18 protein-coding genes are annotated in these 16818 nt (G+C 71.2%); 16 read left to right on the forward strand and 2 right to left on the reverse strand.

The annotated features are described in order from the left end of the window. Positions 1–54 precede the first annotated feature (54 nt). From BMY04_RS02025 to BMY04_RS02035, 3 genes are read left to right on the forward strand one after another with little or no spacing between them, the layout of a single operon-like run. Positions 55–1374, forward strand: a complete 1320-nt coding sequence (locus BMY04_RS02025) for an ABC transporter substrate-binding protein (protein WP_091177438.1) — start codon at positions 55–57, stop codon at positions 1372–1374. Beyond that, positions 1371–2327, forward strand: a complete 957-nt coding sequence (locus BMY04_RS02030; protein ID WP_091177439.1) for a carbohydrate ABC transporter permease — start codon at positions 1371–1373, stop codon at positions 2325–2327. The genes BMY04_RS02025 and BMY04_RS02030 overlap by 4 nt, the downstream gene beginning before the upstream one ends. Positions 2328–2385: 58 nt before the next feature. Continuing rightward, on the forward strand, positions 2386–3285 hold the full coding sequence (locus tag BMY04_RS02035; protein ID WP_198409885.1) for a carbohydrate ABC transporter permease: 900 nt from the start codon (positions 2386–2388) through the stop codon (positions 3283–3285). Between the two features lie 39 nt (positions 3286–3324). Here BMY04_RS02035 and BMY04_RS02040 read toward each other — a convergent pair whose 3' ends face one another. Next, the gene (locus tag BMY04_RS02040; protein WP_091177440.1) at positions 3325–3645 is read right to left on the reverse strand and encodes a hypothetical protein; all 321 of its coding nucleotides are present in this window, start codon (positions 3643–3645) and stop codon (positions 3325–3327) included. Positions 3646–3729: 84 nt separating this feature from the next. Here BMY04_RS02040 and iolG point away from each other — a divergent pair, with 84 nt between their 5' ends. Then, complete coding sequence (gene iolG, locus BMY04_RS02045) at positions 3730–4728, forward strand: inositol 2-dehydrogenase (RefSeq protein ID WP_091177441.1); 999 nt, start codon at positions 3730–3732, stop codon at positions 4726–4728. Between the two features lie 74 nt (positions 4729–4802). Here the strand turns inward: iolG and BMY04_RS02050 are convergent, their stop codons facing one another. Then, positions 4803–5642, reverse strand: coding sequence for a phosphotransferase (locus tag BMY04_RS02050; protein ID WP_091177442.1), 840 nt, complete (start codon positions 5640–5642; stop codon positions 4803–4805). A 140-nt stretch (positions 5643–5782) separates the two neighbouring features. On the opposite strand from BMY04_RS02050, the gene BMY04_RS02055 reads away from it, so the two are divergent. The 12 genes from BMY04_RS02055 (at position 5783) to BMY04_RS02105 (ending at position 16796) form a co-directional block, all read left to right on the forward strand. After that, on the forward strand, positions 5783–6631 hold the full coding sequence (locus BMY04_RS02055; protein WP_091177443.1) for a nitrilase-related carbon-nitrogen hydrolase: 849 nt from the start codon (positions 5783–5785) through the stop codon (positions 6629–6631). Further along, positions 6628–6876: a hypothetical protein gene (locus BMY04_RS22225; RefSeq protein ID WP_139209705.1), complete on the forward strand. Its 249-nt coding sequence runs from the start codon at positions 6628–6630 to the stop codon at positions 6874–6876. Before BMY04_RS02055 ends, BMY04_RS22225 begins: the two co-directional genes overlap by 4 nt. Then, entirely contained in the window at positions 6873–8309 is a 1437-nt protein-coding gene (gene hydA / locus BMY04_RS02060; protein WP_091177444.1) for a dihydropyrimidinase, read from the forward strand. Before BMY04_RS22225 ends, hydA begins: the two co-directional genes overlap by 4 nt. Before the next feature lie 283 nt (positions 8310–8592). Then, positions 8593–9597 carry a TIGR03842 family LLM class F420-dependent oxidoreductase gene (locus tag BMY04_RS02065; RefSeq protein WP_232506040.1) on the forward strand — a complete coding sequence of 335 codons (1005 nt, stop codon included), beginning with the start codon at positions 8593–8595 and terminating at the stop codon, positions 9595–9597. Positions 9598–9604: 7 nt separating this feature from the next. Continuing rightward, positions 9605–10471: an ABC transporter permease gene (locus BMY04_RS02070; RefSeq protein WP_091177446.1), complete on the forward strand. Its 867-nt coding sequence runs from the start codon at positions 9605–9607 to the stop codon at positions 10469–10471. Continuing rightward, positions 10468–11319 (forward strand): ABC transporter ATP-binding protein, encoded by an 852-nt coding sequence (locus tag BMY04_RS02075; protein ID WP_091177447.1) that lies wholly within the window; start codon positions 10468–10470, stop codon positions 11317–11319. The genes BMY04_RS02070 and BMY04_RS02075 overlap by 4 nt, the downstream gene beginning before the upstream one ends. After that, positions 11316–12164 (forward strand): ABC transporter permease, encoded by an 849-nt coding sequence (locus BMY04_RS02080; RefSeq protein ID WP_091177448.1) that lies wholly within the window; start codon positions 11316–11318, stop codon positions 12162–12164. Before BMY04_RS02075 ends, BMY04_RS02080 begins: the two co-directional genes overlap by 4 nt. Positions 12165–12212: 48 nt before the next feature. Then, entirely contained in the window at positions 12213–13388 is a 1176-nt protein-coding gene (locus tag BMY04_RS02085) for an ABC transporter substrate-binding protein (protein ID WP_232506041.1), read from the forward strand. Between the two features lie 76 nt (positions 13389–13464). Next, a complete protein-coding gene (locus tag BMY04_RS02090; protein WP_091177449.1) occupies positions 13465–14112 on the forward strand; it encodes a uracil-DNA glycosylase in 648 nt (215 codons plus the stop codon). A gap of 14 nt (positions 14113–14126) precedes the next feature. Continuing rightward, positions 14127–14876 (forward strand): SDR family NAD(P)-dependent oxidoreductase, encoded by a 750-nt coding sequence (locus BMY04_RS02095; RefSeq protein ID WP_091177450.1) that lies wholly within the window; start codon positions 14127–14129, stop codon positions 14874–14876. Positions 14877–14955: 79 nt separating this feature from the next. Continuing rightward, entirely contained in the window at positions 14956–16347 is a 1392-nt protein-coding gene (locus BMY04_RS02100; protein ID WP_091177881.1) for a purine-cytosine permease family protein, read from the forward strand. Beyond that, a complete protein-coding gene (locus BMY04_RS02105) occupies positions 16344–16796 on the forward strand; it encodes a nucleoside deaminase (protein WP_091177451.1) in 453 nt (150 codons plus the stop codon). The genes BMY04_RS02100 and BMY04_RS02105 overlap by 4 nt, the downstream gene beginning before the upstream one ends. Positions 16797–16818: the final 22 nt, after the last annotated feature.

Consider the following 16818-nt stretch of genomic DNA (forward strand, 5'->3'; position numbering starts at 1 on the left):
GGGAAGGCAGGGTGCCTGTCATTATCGGCAGCACTCGAGGGAGAGGAACGGCCCATGTCTTTGAACCGTCGACAGGTCCTGGCAGGCGGCCTCGGTCTCGGCGCCGCCGTCGGGCTCGGCGCGTGCTCCGGGCTCACCAGCAAGGCGGGCAGCACCGCCCCGTCCTCCGGCGCCAGCGGTGGCTCGGGCCCCGTCGAGCTGACCTTCGTCAACTGGTCCGGCGACGCGGAGAAGGCGGCGTTCGACGCCGTCATCGCGAAGTTCCAGCAGGCCAACCCCGGCATCACGATCAAGACCGACACGGTCCCGTACGCGAGCGTCCAGACCAACCTGGACACCCGCTTCCAGGCGGGCAACCCGCCGGACCTGTTCCGCGTCTCCTACATCGACATGGGGCAGTACACGAGCCAGGACGTCCTGCTCGACCTGTCCGACAGCCTCGACGCGAACGCCTTCGAGCCGGGCCTGTTCCAGGCCGTCGTCGCCAACGGCAAGCCGTACGGCGCGCCGCACCAGATCGACACCACCGCGATCCTCTACCGCAAGGACGCCTTCGAGGCCGCCGGCATCACCGACGTGCCGACGACGCTGGAGGAGGCCTGGACCTGGGAGCAGTTCAGCGAGGCGGCGGACAAGCTGGCCAAGGTCACCAAGAAGGGTCAGTCGGCCTTCATCTACGACTGGCAGAGCGCGGGTGCGTACCGCTGGCTCTCCTGGCTCTTCGAGGCCGGCGGCGCGCTGCTGACCCCCGACCTCAAGTCGGCGGCGATCGACTCCGACGCGGGCCGCAAGGCGCTCGACTTCACCAAGGGCTTCTTCGACAAGGGCTGGGTCGCCAAGAACACCTCGGTCAAGAGCACGACCTACCCCGACAGCGCGTTCATCTCGGGCACGGTCGCGATGGCCTTCGCGGGCAGCTTCCTCGTGCCGGCCGTCGACGTCGGGGTGAAGAAGAAGTTCGAGTACGGCGCGATGCCGCAGCCGCGTGACGTCGCCGCCTCCACCGACCTCGGCGGCAACGCGGTCGTGGCGCCGAAGGACGGCAAGAACACCGAGGCCGCGGCCAAGTTCCTGCAGTTCCTCGTCAGCGAGGAGTCCATGCGGACCTACTGCCAGGCCACCAACGAGCTGCCGACGCTGAAGAGCCTGACCTCCGCGCAGCTCGACTTCGACATCCGTCCCGACCTGATGGCGCCCTTCGTGCTGCAGGCCAAGACGCTCACCCCGGAGCAGGTCTCGCAGGTCACGGTGCCGCAGTTCGCCGACCTCAACCTGGCGCTGCAGAACGAGCTGGAGAAGGCCTTCCTCGGTGGAAGGTCGTCGGCCGACACCGCCACCGCGCTGGCCGCGGCGGTGCAGAAGGCCCTGCAGTGAGCTCGGCGGCCGCGCTGGCCGCCGGTGAGTCTCCCGTCGCCCCGGCGGGAGGCTCCGCCTCGCGCCGACGTCGTCGGGGGGCGATCTGGGAGCCCTCGGCGCTGTTGTTCGTCGGGCCGTCGGTGCTGCTCGCGGTCGCGTTCCTGATCCTGCCGATGCTCGGGTCGTTCTACTACTCGACCCGCAAAGTCTCGCCGCTGTCGGGGACGAGCACCCCGCGCGGGCTCGACAACTACACGACCATGCTGTCGGACCCGACGTTCCTGCGGGCCCTGCTCAACACCGCGCTGTTCACGGTGATCACAGTGCCGCTGAGCATGGGCCTCGGGCTCGCGCTCGCGGTGCTCATGAACTCGGTGCTGCCCTGGCGCAAGGTCTGGCGCACCGTCGTCTACCTGCCCCTGGTGATCTCCGGCGTCTCGGTCGGGCTGATCGGCACCTTCCTCTACAACGAGGTCATCGGCGTGGTGAACAAGCTGCTGCTCGCGCTCGGCGCGAACGGCGGCATCCCCTGGCAGTCGAACGGCTTCTGGGCCTTCACCTCGGTCGTGCTGGTGACCATCTGGATCCGCGTCGGGTTCAGCATGATCATCTACCTCGCGGCGCTGCAGGCGGTGCCCGGCGACCTGTACGAGGCGGCCTCGCTCGAGGGCGCGAACGGCTGGCAGCAGTTCCGCCACATCACGTTCCCGCTCGTCGGCCCGGCGACGTTCTTCCTCATCATCATGAACGTGATCTACAGCTTCCAGGTCTTCGACACGATCTTCGTGCTGACCAACGGCGGCCCCGGCAACAGCACCGAGGTGCTCGGCACCTGGGCGTACAAGGTCGCCTTCGGGCCCACCCGCGACCAGGGCTACGGCGCCGCGATCGGCGTCGTGATCTTCGTCCTGACGTTGATCTTCACCATCGTGCAGTGGCGCGCGAACCGCAACCGGGACGTCGTCGCATGACGGGGACCAGGACCGCCGGTCAGAGCACCAGCGGCACCGACCAGACCAGGAGCCGTTGATGGCCGTCACCACGAGCCAGGCCCGGGCGATCGGGCGTCCGACAGAGCGCTCGACCACCGCGCGGGGTCCGATGTCGCGGCGTTCGCGCTCCAGGGTCGCGGTCGTCGTCCGCGTCGTCGTGTCGGTCGTCGTGTCGGTGATCATGGCGTTCCCCCTGTGGGTCATGGTCGTGACCGCCGTGTCGGGCCAGTCGGTGTTCTCCTCCCAGCTGGACCTCTGGCCGGGGAGCTTCACGCTGTCCAACTTCGCGCGGGTCTTCCAGGCCTGGCCGGTCACCGCCTGGTTCTCCAACTCGGTCACCGTCACCGCGCTGACGACGATCATCTCCGTGGTCGTCAGCGTCATGGCGGGCTACGGCTTCGCCAAGCTCCGCTTCCCGCTGAAGACGCCGCTGTTCCTGCTGCTCCTGTCGACGATGATGATCCCGACGCAGGCGATCCTCGTGCCGCAGTTCCGGCTCGTGAACGCCATGGGCCTGGTCGGCACCTTCTGGGCCGTGATCATCCCGGGCGCGGCCGCGACCTTCGGGATCTTCCTCGCCCGCCAGTTCATGCTGGCCATCCCCAACGAGCTGATCGAGGCCGCGAAGATCGACGGTGCCGGGCCGGTGCGGATCTTCTGGAGCATCGTGCTGCCGCTGTCGAAGCCGCTGCTCGCGGTGCTGACCCTGCTCAGCCTCATGTACCAGTGGAACGACTTCCTCTGGCCCCTCATCGTGCTGCGCGACCCGAGCCTCTACACGCTGCCGATCGGGCTGCAGTTCCTGCAGGGCCAGTACCAGACCGACTACGGCGCCCTGATGGCGATGACGCTGATCACCGTCGGCCCGCTCGTCGTGCTGTTCCTGGTCTTCCAGCGCTGGTTCGTGCAGGGGTTCGCGACCTCCGGCATCCGCTGACCTCCGCGCCCCGAGCCCGTCCTGGCGTGAGGTGCCGAGTCAGGCGCGGTAGCGCGCCCCGCTGAGGCCGCGCTGCTGGCCGACCGTGATCCAGTGCAGGAGGACGTCGAGGTCGAGGCGGGGGACGCTGCCCACGAGCAGCCCGGCGGCGAGGATGTCGGTCGGCAGTCCCGGGTTGACCGACCAGGCGCCGACGCCGAGCCCCGCCCCCTGCACGAGCAGGTCGTCGTGCGGGCCCGCGGTCCGGCGGATCGCCGTGATCGCGTCGGCGATGGAACCCTGGTCGGCCGCCAGCCGCCGGGCCGTCCCGACGAGCTGGCCGAAGAAGAGGCGTTCCGGGTCCGGACCGTGGCGCGACATGCCCTTATTAGAACATGTGTTCGAGCACTAGCGTCAGGGCCCGAGGGCGTCGGCCGGCGTCCTCCTCGACGACGAAGGAGCCTCGTGGCGCGACGGATCGGACTGCTCGGCTGCGGACGGATCGGCCGGGTGCACGCGGCCTCGATCGCCGCCAACCCCCGGGCGGAGCTCGCGGTGGCGTACGACCCCTTCGAGGCGGCGGCCGGCGAGGTCGCCGCGCAGCACGGGGGCGTCGCCGCCACCGACGCGCGGGTGGTCCTCGACGACGACTCGATCGACGCGGTCGTCATCGCCTCGCCGACGCCCACCCACGTCGAGCTGCTGACGCAGGCGGTGCGGGCGGGCAAGGCGGTCCTCTGCGAGAAGCCGATCGACCTCGACCTCGCGCGCGTCGACGCCTGCGCGGCTGAGCTCGCCGGGGCCGAGGCGGGCGTGATGATCGGCTTCAACCGCCGCTTCGACCCGTCGATCCGTCAGGTGCAGGAGCGGGTCGCCGCGGGCGAGATCGGCCGGCTCGAGCAGCTGACCATCATCAGCCGCGACCCCGCGCCGCCGCCGCTGTCGTACGTCCGCGAGTCCGGCGGGCTGTTCCGCGACATGACGATCCACGACTTCGACCTGGCGCGCTTCTTCCTCGGCGAGGTCGTCGAGGTCACCGCGACCGGCGCCAACCTCGTCGACCCGGCCATCGGCGAGGCGGGCGACATCGACTCGGCCGTGGTCGTCCTGCGCGGCCGCGAGGGCGCCCTCGCGAGCATCACCAACAGCCGCCGCGCCACCTACGGCTACGACCAGCGCGTCGAGGCGTTCGGCTCCGACGCGACGCTCAGCGTGGTCAACCAGCGCCCGACGAGCGTGCTCTACTCCGACGCCGGCGTGACCGACGTGGCCGCGCCCTACCTGAACTTCTTCCTCGACCGCTACGCCGCCGCGTACGCCGCCGAGCTCGACCACCTGCTCGACCGCATGGACGACGGCGCGGCCCCCTCCCCCGCCTTCGCCGACGGCCGCGCCGCCCTCGTCCTCGCCGACGCCGCCCTCGAGAGCCTCCGCACCGGCCGCACGGTCAAGGTTCCCGCCTGACGGACCGACCGTCGAGTCACCGGTTCACCTGAGGTCAGGCCCGGGCTGGATCGACCTAGGGGGCGTCGGGGAGCTCAGGCGTCCGGCGGAACCGTCGTGCCGGCGAGGCTGAACTTGTGGCGGCGCCGGGCCGTCCAGTCCACGGCGCGCTGCTCGCGCTCGAGCTCGCCGGCGGCGATGAGCTGGACCTGGCGGGGCCGGCCGAGGGCGGCGAGGTCGATCATCATCTGCACGCCGGCCTGCTGCGAGGCGACGACCGCGTCCACGAGGTCCTCGTCGAGCCGGACGCCGTACGCCTCGGCGAAGACCGCCATCCGGTGCCGGCGGCGCGGCTTGCGGGGCATGCCGAGCACGCCGTGCCAGTAGCTGCGGTCGCGCAGCGGCGCGAGGTAGTGCAGCGCGTAGCCGATGTCGGTCAGGCGCGTGCCGACCGACGCGTACTCCCAGTCGATGAGCCCCACGAGCTGCTGCCCGACCGGGCGGCAGAGGTCCCAGACGAGGTTCCAGGGCCCGGGGTCGCCGTGGCAGACGAGCTGGCCGGGCATGCCGCCCGTACCGCGCTGGCCGTCGAACCACACCGGCTCCACCTCGGGCTGCCACGCCTCGACGACGTCGTGGTAGCGGCGCAGCAGCTGGGCGACCTCGGCCACCGCCTCGTCGCTCTGCACCAGGGTGCAGGCCTCGTCGCCGGAGATGCCCTCGATGTAGCTGACGTCGTCGTGCTCACCGACCACGCCGCCCGGCCGGGGCGCGGCGTCGAAGCCGGACTCGGCCAGGTGGGCGAGCAGCGCCTGGACGGACTCCGACCACGGGTTGCGGGGATGGCGGACCTGGTCGCCGTGGCGGACGACGGGACGGTCCTCCCGCGCCTGGAGGACGACGTCCCCCGGCTCCGCGGTCACGGCGACTGACACGCGCGGCAGCGTAGAGGACGGCCCAAGGTCACGTTGTTCTGTCATCTGAGCGTCATCCGTTGACACAGCCCCGGAACTCCGGTCATGTTCACTTCCTCACCCCGAGAGGGGCACCCACCGGCGGGACGGAGAGATCAGCAGTGACCATCGTTCGGGCAGCGATCACGCAGACGACCTGGACGGGCGACAAGGACTCGATGCTGGACAAGCACGAGCAGTTCGCCCGCGACGCGGCCGCCGACGGCGCCCAGATCATCTGCTTCCAGGAGCTCTTCTACGGGCCCTACTTCGGCATCACCGAGGACGCGAAGTACTACGACTACGCCGAGCCGGCGGACGGGCCGATCGTCCAGCGGTTCGCGGCGCTGGCCCGCGAGCTCGGGATCGTCATGGTCCTCCCGATCTACGAGGAGGAGCAGCCCGGCGTGTACTACAACACCGCCGTGGTGGTCGACGCCGACGGGACGGTCCTCGGCAAGTACCGCAAGCACCACATCCCGAACCTCGAGAAGTTCTGGGAGAAGTTCTACTTCCGCCCCGGCAACCTCGGCTACCCCGTCTTCCAGACCAAGGTCGGCCCGGTCGGGGTCTACATCTGCTACGACCGGCACTTCCCGGAGGGCTGGCGCGAGCTCGGCCTCAACGGCGCGCAGATCGTCTTCAACCCGAACGCCACCAAGCCCGGCCTGTCGAACCGCCTGTGGGAGATCGAGCAGCCCGCGGCAGCGGCCGCGAACGGCTACTTCGTCGCCGCGCCCAACCGGGTCGGGCGCGAGGACAACGAGTACGGCGACGAGGCGGTCACGTTCTACGGCTCGAGCCAGTTCGTCGACCCGCGCGGCAACCTCGTCGGCCCGATGGGCAGCGACGAGAAGGAGGAGGTCGTGATCCGCGACCTCGACCTCGACCTGATCCGCGAGGTCCGCAACGCCTGGCAGTTCTACCGCGACCGCCGCCCGGACTCCTACACGAGTATCCCGAAGCCGTGAGCGCCGTGATGACGTCGCCGCAGACCCTCCCTGAGCTCGTCGAAGGGCCGAAGACGCTCCCTGAGCTCGTCGAAGGGCCGAAGACGCTCCCTGAGCTCGTCGAAGGGCCGAAGACGCTCCCTGAGCTCGTCGAAGGGCATCGAAGAGGTCAGCGTCTTTCCTCGATCTCGATCACCAGTTCGACGCCAACCCGTCCCGGGCCCTTCGACAAGCTCAGGGAGCGTTGCGCGGCGGTGGCCGCATGAGCACCACGCTGGTCACCGGCGGAACCGTCGTCAACGCGACCGGGACCGCGCAGGCGGACGTGCTCGTCGACGGCGAGACGATCGCGGCCGTTCTGGCGCCCGGCTCCCGGCTCCTCGGGACCGACCTCAAGGCCACGGTCGACCAGGTGGTCGACGCGACCGGCCGGTACGTCATCCCCGGCGGCATCGACGCGCACACGCACATGCAGATGCCGTTCGGCGGGACCGAGGCGTCGGACACGTTCGAGACCGGGACGCGCGCCGCGGCCTGGGGCGGGACGACGAGCATCATCGACTTCGCCATCCAGCGCTACGGCGAGCGGGTCGAGGACGGGCTCGCCGCCTGGCACGAGAAGGCGGCCGGGCAGTGCGCGGTCGACTACGGCTTCCACCAGATCGTCGGCGGCGTCGACGAGTTCTCACTCAAGGCGATGGATTCGCTGGTCGACGAGGGCATCACGAGCTTCAAGCTCTTCATGGCCTACCCCGGCGTCTTCTACTCCGACGACGCCCAGATCCTCCGCGCGATGCAGAAGTCGCGCGAGACCGGTCTGCTGACGATGATGCACGCCGAGAACGGCCCGGCGATCGACGTCCTCGCCGAGCAGCTCTACAACGCCGGCAAGACGACGCCGTTCTTCCACGGCATCGCCCGCGCCTGGCAGCTGGAGGAGGAGGCCACGCACCGGGCGATCATGCTGGCCGACCTCACCGGGGCCCCGCTCTACGTCGTGCACGTCAGCGCCAAGCAGGCGGTCGAGCAGCTCGCCGCCGCCCGTGACCGCGGCCAGAACGTGTTCGGCGAGACCTGCCCGCAGTACCTCTACCTGTCCCTGGAGGACCAGCTCGGGGCCACGAGCGAGGAGTGGGGCGACCTCGAGGGGGCCAAGTGGGTCTGCTCGACGCCGCTGCGCTCGCGGGCCGACGGCCACCAGGACGCGATGTGGCGCGCGCTGCGGACCAACGACCTGCAGACGGTGTCGACCGACCACTGCCCCTTCTGCATGAAGGGCCAGAAGGACATGGGCGCGGGTGACTTCCGCGCCATCCCCAACGGCATCGGCTCGATCGAGCACCGCGTCGACCTGCTCTACCAGGGCGTCGTCACCGGCGAGATCACCCTGTCGCGGTGGGTGGAGCTGATCTCGACGACCCCGGCGCGCATGTTCGGCCTGTACGGGCGCAAGGGCGTCGTCCAGCCGGGCGCGGACGCCGACCTCGTCGTCTACGACCCCGCCGGCCACACGTCCATCGGGCTCGGCAAGAGCCACCACATGAACATGGACTACTCCGCCTGGGAGGGCTACGAGATCGACGGCCACGTCGACTGGGTCATGTCGCGCGGCTCGGTCCTCGTCGACGAGAGCGGCTACGTGGGGTCGAAGACCCACGGCAAGTTCCTCAAGCGCGACCTGACGCAGTACCTCGTATGAGGGGCGCGGCGTACGGGGGCCTTGCATTTCACGACAACGTGAAATGCACATGCTCAGCCACCTCTGCAGGACGGGACAAGCATGTGGAACCTCGGCCAAGTGATCGAGTGGTGGCGCTTGTGAGCAGCCCACGCCACGCGGCGCGCTGCCGAGCGGAGGAGGAGCGAGTGACGTCGCGCCGCGAGCGGAGCGAGCCATGGGCGCGGCGTCGCGAGTCGACGACGATGCCGGCGGGTCGGAGCGGAACCTGCGCGCGAGCGGAGCGAGTGCAATGAAGTTCGGCGTGGTCTTGCAGACGAATCCACCCGCGTGGCGGACGGTCCAGCTCGCGGAGCTGGCGGAGGCGCACGGGTTCGAGTACGTGTGGACGTTCGACTCCCACCTGCTGTGGCAGGAGCCGTACGTCATCTACAGCCAGATCCTCAGCCGGACGAACCGCGTCGTCGTCGGCCCGATGGTGACCAACCCGGCGACCCGGGACTGGACGGTGACCGCGTCGGTCTTCGCGACGCTGAACGAGATGTTCGGCAACCGGACCGTCTGCGGCATCGGCCGCGGCGACTCGGCGGTCCGCGTCACCAACGGCAAGCCGACGACGGTGCGCGACATGCGCGAGGCGACGCACGTCATCCGCGAGCTCGCGAACTGCCGCGCGGTCGAGTACCACGGCTCGACGATCCGCTTCCCGTGGGCGAGCACGTCGGAGCTCGAGGTGTGGATCGCCGCGTACGGCCCGCTCGCGCTCAAGGCGGCCGGCGAGGTCGGCGACGGCTTCATCCTGCAGCTGGCCGACGTCGACATCGCCCGCTGGATGATCGAGGCCGTCCGCACGGCGGCGAGCAACGCGGGGCGCGACCCCGACACGCTCACCTTCTGCGTCGCCGCGCCCGCGTACGTCGGCACCGACGTGGCGCACATGCGCGACCAGAGCCGCTGGTTCGGCGGGATGGTCGGCAACCACGTGGCCGACATCGTCGCGAAGTACGGGGCCGACTCGTCGGTGCCGCACGCCCTGACCGACTACATCAAGGCGCGCGAGGGCTACGACTACAACGAGCACGGCCGCGCGGGGAACACGCACACGGCCTTCGTGCCGGACGAGATCGTCGACCGCTTCTGCCTGCTCGGCACGCCCGACGAGCACATCGCCAAGCTGCACGAGCTCAAGGCGCTCGGCGTCGACCAGTTCTCGGTCTACCTCCAGCACGACAACAAGGAGGAGACGCTGCGCGCGTACGGCGAGACGATCATCCCGGCGCTGCGCGACGCCGTCACGGCGAGATCATGAGCCGCGGGTGACGCGCGTCCGTTCCTGGGGGCTCGGCCTGCTCGGTCTCGTGGTCCTGGGCGTGGTGTGGGAGGTCTACAAGGCGGTCGGCCCGGACGCCGGGGTCAAGCTCGGCGACCGCCTCGTGCTGCCGCGCACGAGCGACCGGGCGATGCCGCACCTGTGGGACATCGCGTCGCGCCTCACCGAACCCGCCCTCGGCCGCTCCGGCGCCCCGCTGTGGGAGGTCGTCGGGCAGGCGTGCCTGTTCACGCTCAAGATCGCCGCGATCGGGTGGGTCGTCGGCGTGGTCGTCGGGCTGCTGCTCGCCCTGCTGATGCAGCGGTTCCGCCTGGCCGAGGCCGCGGTGCTGCCCTGGGTCGTGCTGAGCCAGACCGTCCCGCTGATCGCGATCGCCCCGCTCGTGCGGCGCTGGGGCTCGCAGCTGCGGATCGGCAGCTGGGCCTGGGACAGCCAGGACTCGGTCGCGGTCATCGCGGCCTACCTGGCCTTCTTCCCCGTCGCCGTCGGCATGCTGCGCGGGCTCAAGGCGCCCGACGCGACGCACCTCGACCTGATGCGGACGTACGGCGTCGGCTGGCGGACCACCCTGCTGCGCCTGCGGCTCCCCGCCAGCGTGCCGTTCCTGCTGCCGGCGCTCCGGCTCGCGGCGGCCGCGGCCGTCATCGGCACGGTGGTCGCGGAGGTGTCGATCGGCCTGCGCGGCGGCATCGGGCGGCTCGTCATCGAGTACGCCCAGGCCGCCGGCGGCGACCCGGCCAAGCCGTGGGCCCCGATCCTCGGCGCGATCGTCGTCGGCCTCGTGGCGGCCGGGTTCGTGGCGCTGCTCGGGCTGAGCCTGAAGACGTACCGACGAGGAGAGGTGGGCGCGTGACCGCGGCCGAGACCCGCACGAGCACCACTGCTACCCACGCATCGGCGCCGACGCCGGCCGTGCACGTCGCCGGGCTCGACCGGGTGTTCACGAGCAAGCAGGGCAGCGTGACGGCGCTGAGCGGGGTCGACCTCGACGTGGCGCCGGGCGAGTTCGTCTCGCTCATCGGGCCCAGCGGCTGCGGCAAGAGCACGCTGCTGCGCCTGATCGGCGACCTCGACCAGGCGACGTCCGGCACGTTGGAGGTGTTCGGCAAGAGGGCCCGCCAGGCCCGGCTCGACCAGGACTACGGCATCGCGTTCCAGCAGGCGGGGCTGCTCCCCTGGCGGACCGTCGCCAAGAACATCGAGCTGCCGCTCGCCCTGCACAAGGTGGGCAAGGCCGACCGCGAGGCGCGGGTGCGCGAGCTCGTCGAGCTCATCGGGCTGGGCGACTTCGCCGGCTCCTACCCCGACCAGCTCTCCGGCGGCATGCAGCAGCGGGTCGCGATCGCCCGCGCGCTCGCCGAACGTCCGCGGCTGCTGCTCATGGACGAGCCGTTCGGCGCGCTGGACGAGATGACGCGCGAGCGCATGCAGAACGAGCTGGTCCGCATCAGCGCCGAGACCGGCGCCGCCGTCGTCTTCGTCACCCACTCGATCCCGGAGGCGGTGTTCCTGTCCGACCGGGTGGTCGTCATGTCCCCGCGGCCCGGGCGGATCGTCGACGTCGTGGACGTCCGGCTGCCCGGCACCGGCCGCGACGACGCGCTGCGCGAGGACCAGGCGTTCTTCGACGCGGTCGCCGCCGTCCGCGAGGCCCTGCACGGCGCTCCGCCGCCCGCCGCTCGTGGCGTGGAGAACCGGTGACCGCCACGGCGGAGGCCCCGGCGCCCGTCGACGGCGTGCCGGCCGGCACGCCCACGGTCCCCAGCCGGGTGCTCGCGCCCGGCCGCTCGGCGTTGACCGTCGCCGCGCCGATCGCCCTCGGCGTCGTGCTCGTCGGGCTCTGGCAGCTGCTGGTCACCGCCCTCGACATCGACCCGTACGTCGTCCCCGCGCCCTCGGCGATCCTGGCCGAGCTGGGCGACAACCTCGGCTCCGTCACCTCCGGCGCCCTGCACACGGGGGCGAACGCGCTGCTCGGCCTCGTGATCGGCACCGTCGTGGCCGTCGTCGCGGCGGTGCTGGCCAGCGTGGTCAAGGTCCTGGACTCCCTCGCCGCGCCCGTCGTCGCCGCCCTGTCGGTGATGCCCATCGTCGCTCTCGCGCCGGTGCTCTACACGCTCTACGGCGCCAGCGTCGAGACCGCGCGCGTGCTCGTCGCCGCCCTCGCCGTGCTCATCCCCGTCTACGTCAACACGCTCCGCGGCCTGCGCCAGACCCGCGCCGTGCACCGCGACCTGATGCGCGCGTACGCGGCGACCCCGGCCCAGCAGCAGTGGGCCGTCACCCTGCCGACGGCGGCGCCGTACCTGTTCACCGGCCTGCGCATCGCGTCCTCGCTCGCCGTCATCTCCGCGCTCGTGGCGGAGTACTTCGGCGGTCCCATCGGCGGGCTCGGCAAGTCGATCACCTCCGCCGCGTCGTCGAGCAACTACCCGCTCGCCTGGGCGTACGTGCTCGGCGCGATCGTGCTCGGCCTCGTCTTCTACTGCGTCGCGCTCCTCGTCGAGAGGGTCGCGACGCGCCACCAGCCCGGGGCGACGACGTAGCGCCCTGACCCAGGCAGCACCCACACCACCACGAGGATGGAGGAGCCGATGGGCTCACCGAAGATCACCCGCCGGACGATGCTCGGCCGAACCGGGCTCGCGGCGGCCGCCGTCGGGCTCACGCTCGCCGGCTGCGGCTCCTCGGGCGACGCCGCGCCGGGCGCGAGCGCGTCCGGCAGCGGCGAGGCGTCGCTCACCCCGGTCAAGCTGCAGCTGCAGTGGGTCGCGCAGGCGCAGTTCGCCGGCTACTACGCCGCGCTCGACCAGGGTTACTACAAGGAGCAGGGCCTCGACGTGTCGATCGTCGAGGGCGGGCCCGACATCGTCCCGCAGGACGTGCTGTCGGCCGGCGACGTGGACTACGCGATCTCGTGGGTGCCCAAGGTGCTCGGCTCGATCGAGAAGGGCGCCAAGATCACCAACGTCGCCCAGATCTTCGAGCGCAGCGGGACGACGCAGATCTCGTTCAAGAGCAAGGGCATCACCTCACCCGCCGACCTCAAGGGCAAGAACGTCGGCAGCTGGGGCTACGGGAACGAGTGGGAGCTCTTCGCCGGCATGCAGAAGGCGGGCGTGGCCGTCGGCGACATCAAGCTCGTGCAGCAGGCCTTCGACATGAACGGCTTCCTCGCCGGCGACATCGACGCGGCGCAGGCGATGACCTACAACGAGTACGCGCAGGTGCTGGAGTCGGAGAACCCGGACACGGGGCAGCTCTACACGCCGGCCGACCTCAACGTGATCAGCTGGAACGACGTCGGCACGAACATGCTGCAGGACGCGATCTGGGCCAACTCGGAGAAGCTGAGCAGCGACACCGCCTACCAGGACCAGACGACCAAGTTCATCAAGGCGTCGATCAAGGGCTGGGTGTACGCCCGCGACAACGCCCAGGCCGCCGCCGACGTCGTCACGAACGCCGGCTCCCAGCTCGGCAAGAGCCACCAGCTGTGGCAGACGAACGAGGTCAACAAGCTGATCTGGCCGTCCACGAGCGGCGGCATCGGCATGATCAGCGACGTCGCCTGGAGCCGGACGGTCGGCATCGCCAAGGGCACCAAGAACGAGACGGGCGCGACGATCATCAGCGCCGACCCGCCCGAGACCGCCAAGAACATGACCTACGTCGAGAAGGCGCTCACCGAGCTGAAGTCCGAGGGCGTCGACGTCGAGGGCAAGGGCTTCACCCCCGTCACCGTGACGCTGGAGAAGGGCGGCGCCTGAGGGTTCCGCTGAACTTCTGTGCGGTTGACCACCTCATAGGTGGTCAACCGCACAGAAGTTTCGTAGCGTCGGTGAGGTGACGGCAGGCCCTCGCGCGCACGCCGACCCTGCCTTCCTCGCGGCCAGGCTCGCCCGCCTCGAGGAACCGCACGTCGCCGGCCTGAACGCCCTCGCTGAGCAGATCGAGCGCACCACCCGCCGGCCCGCGCCGCGGGTCGACCCCGACTCGGGCGGCACGGGCGCGCGCGTCCTGCTGCTGCTCGAGACGCCGTCGGTCGCCGGCACGTACGGCTCCGGGCTCATCTCGCTCGACAACGACGACGCGACCGCCGCGAACCTCCTCCGCGCGGTCGAGGCGTCCGGGCTCGCCCGCACCGACCTCGTCGTCTGGAACGCGGTGCCGTGGTTCGTCGGGACGGCGGAGCGCGGCGTCGCACCGAGCGCCGGCGAGCTGCGGCTGGGCCAGACCTGGCTGGTCCCCTTCCTCACCCTGCTGCCCCGGCTCGAGGTCGTCGTGGCCCTGGGGCGCAGCGCCCAGGCGGCGGTCACCCACCTCTCCACGGCGACCCCGGCGCTGGGCGGGCGACGGTTCACGGTGCTGCTCGCCCCGCACCCGAGCCAGCGCGTCTACAACCGGCCGGGGTACGAGGGCCGGGAGCGCGTGCACGCCGCGCTCGCCGAGGCCGCCGGCGTCCTGCGCCCACCCGGGGGTCAGGGCCGCTGACGCAGGATGGGCGCATGGCCACCATCTGCATCACCGGCGCGACCGACGGCATCGGTCTCGCGACCACGGAACGCCTCCTCGCGGCCGGGCACCGCGTCCTCGTCCACGCCCGGAGCGAGGAGCGCGGCGCCGCCGTCGTCGACCGGCTGGAGGGCGACGCCGTCCTCGTCACCGGAGACCTCGCCTCGCTCGCCGAGGTCGAGGGGCTGGCGACGCAGGTCCGTGAGCAGGGCCCGCTCGACGTACTCGTGAACAACGCCGGCGTCTGGGTGCGGGGCAGCACGCCACCCACCAGTGTCGACGGCTTCGAGACGACGTTCGCCGTCAACGTCCTCGCGCCGCACCTGCTCACCGCCCGCCTGGCCGAGCACCTGACCGGCCGGGTGCTCTTCCTCGGCTCCGGCATGGCCGGCAGCGGTCACCCGGACCCGGCCGACCCAGGCGCGAAGACCGACCCGAGCCGGGCGTACGCCGACAGCAAGGCCGCCGACGTCCTGCTGGCGAACGCCTGGAGCCGTCGCCTCCCCACGATCGGTTCCGCCGTCGTCGACCCGGGCTGGGTCAAGACCAAGCTCGCCTCCGCCGGCGCCCCCGGAACCGTCGACACCTCGGCCGACTCGCTCACCTACCTGTGCACGGAGGCCGACCTCGACCAGGGCCTCTACTGGCGCGGGCGCCGCACGATCACGGTTCCGAAGCACCTGCGCGACGACGCGTACGCCGACGCCCTCGCGGCGACGTGCGACCGGCTGGCCGGGGCGTGAACCGTCCGGCGTCAGCCGTAAACGACCCGTAACGGGACGTGGCTGTCCGACGGCTGTCCATAGGGCGAGAATGCGCAGCATGACGGTCACCGACCCGGACATCACGCAGGCGCAGCTGGCGTACGGCACGAAGGTCGTGGCCGTCGAGCCCGGCGGCGTCGAGCCGATCCCCGAGGGGGAGCGGCACGGGCGGCCGGTGCAGCTGCTGTGGACCTGGGCCTCGCCGAACTTCGAGTTCGCGACCATCGCCGTCGGCATCCTCAGCGTGCTCGCGTTCGGGCTGACGTTCTGGCAGGCGGTCGGGGCGATCGTGCTCGGCACCCTGCTGGGCTCGGTGTCGCTCGGCGTGCTGTCGACGTGGGGCCCGCGCGAGGGCCTGGCGCAGATGGTGCTGAGCCGGACCGCGTTCGGCTACCGCGGCAACGTCCTCCCCGCCGGCCTCAACGCGCTCACCGCCGGCATCGGCTGGTTCGCGGTCAACAGCATCAGCGGCGCGCTCGCCCTGAACGCGCTGACCGGCCTGCCGGCCTTCGTCTCCCTCGTGATCGTCGTCGCCGCCCAGCTGGTCGTCGCCTTCTTCGGCCACAACCTCGTGCACGCCTTCGAGCGCTACGCCTTCCCCGTGCTGGCGATCATCTTCGTCATCGGCTCGGTCATCGTCCTGTCGCACGCCAACCCCGGCGCACCGGCGATGGACGGCCCGCCGCCGCTCGGCGGGTTCCTCATCACCGCCGGCGCCGCGTTCGGCTACGCCGCCGGCTGGAACCCGTACTCCTCCGACTACACGCGCTACCTGCCCAAGGCGACGAAGCGGCTCCCGATCGCGCTGTTCGCCGGGCTCGGCTGCTTCCTGTCCTGCTGCCTGCTCGAGATCGCCGGCGCCGCGGTCGTCACCGCCGGGCAGACCGAGGTCAACCCGTCGTCGTTCACGGCCCTGCTGCCCTCGTTCCTCGGCAAGCTCACGCTGCTCGCCGTCTGCCTCGGCGCCGTCGCGGCCAACGTGCTGAACGTCTACTCCGGCGCCATGTCCTTCATGGCCCTCGGCGTCAGGCTCGGGCTCAAGCAGGCGCGCGCGGTCGTCGCCGTGGTGTTCGGGATCCTCGGCCTGGTCGTCGCCAGCTTCGGCCTGCGCAACGCCGGCGCCAGCTACGAGGCGTTCCTGCTCGTGATCGCGTACTGGATCGCCCCGTGGCTCGGGGTCGTGTACGCCGACCGGCTGCTGCGGCGCGGCCAGGAGATCGCCGTCGTCGCCCAGGACACGGCGCACCGCAACCTGGCCGGCGTCGTCGCGATGGTCCTCGGCCTCGTCGTCTCCATCCCGCTGTTCTCCAACCAGGAGCTCTACACCGGCCCCGTGCCCAAGGCCAACGGGAACGCCGGCGACCTCACCGCCCTCGTCGGGTTCGTCGTGGCCGCGGTGGCGTACGTGCTGCTGTTCCGGGCGCTCGGCCGCCGTAAGGTCGCCGCGTGACGCGTCCCGACGACCGCCAGCTGCTCGCCGTCGCCCTCGAGGAGGCCCGCGCGGGGCTCGCCGAGGGCGGCATCCCGATCGGTGCCGCCCTGTTCGACGCCGAGGGGACGCTGCTCGGCCGCGGCCACAACCGGCGCGTGCAGGACGACGATCCCTCGGTGCACGGCGAGACCGACGCGTTCCGCCGGGCCGGGCGCCAGCGCAGCTACCGCGGCTCCACCATGGTCACCACGCTGTCACCGTGCTGGTTCTGCAGCGGCCTGGTGCGGCAGTTCGGCATCAGCCGCCTCGTCGTGGGCGAGGCGCAGACGTTCCACGGCGGCCACGACTGGCTCGCCGAGCACGGAGTCGAGGTCGTCGTCCTCGACGACCCCACCTGCGTGGCGATGATGACCGACTTCATCGCCGCCAACCCCGCGCTGTGGAACGAGGACATCGGCGAGGAGTAGCGCGCGGACCGACCGCCCGTGC

The organism is Microlunatus flavus (genome assembly GCF_900110855.1).
Taxonomy (GTDB): Bacteria; Actinomycetota; Actinomycetes; order Propionibacteriales; family Propionibacteriaceae; genus Microlunatus; species Microlunatus flavus.